The sequence below is a fragment of the Mesorhizobium sp. M2A.F.Ca.ET.039.01.1.1 genome (assembly GCF_003998035.1).
Classification (GTDB): domain Bacteria; phylum Pseudomonadota; class Alphaproteobacteria; order Rhizobiales; family Rhizobiaceae; genus Mesorhizobium.
In genome coordinates this window covers 1-443 of sequence record NZ_RZRY01001536.1, presented here as the reverse complement: position 1 = coordinate 443, position 443 = coordinate 1, and the positions used below count along the sequence as shown (strand labels likewise).

1 protein-coding gene is annotated in these 443 nt (G+C 60.3%); it reads right to left on the bottom strand.

The features are described 5' to 3' along the window. Positions 1-199 precede the first annotated feature (199 nt). Positions 200-443, bottom strand: a 244-nt coding sequence (locus EOA24_RS42305; protein WP_189354733.1) for a hypothetical protein, incomplete at its 5' end; no start/stop codon positions are given.

Genomic DNA, 443 nt, shown 5'->3' with positions numbered 1-443 from the left:
TTTCGAGATGACGCGTGGGCTCCAGGCTCGCGACTGCTCCACCTTGGTCATCTTGCTTTCGAGAAGACGATCGTTAAGTACCGTCACGCCGGATCCTCAATCTTGATGGGCTGCGGAGGCTGCTGGAAACTTTCCAGCGAAATCAACAGCGGAGCTATCCAGCGCCCGCCGGCCGATCGTAGCTGGCACAAGGCGTCGATCACGCCACGTCTGCTGCGATGAACCAATCGTTGATCTCCCGCAATTCCGCACGGGCCTCTTCGAACCTGCCCTGTGACCGCAATAGCTTCGCCAGACTGGTGGTCGCCTGCAGCTCCCAACTCCTGGCGTTCTGCCGCCGCGCAAAGGCAATCGCCTCGCGGAAAGAAGCCTCTGCCGCCCTGTCTCCCGCTCCGTTTGCAAGTTCGATCTCACCGCGAATGCGAAGCAAGGCGGCTGTAAAG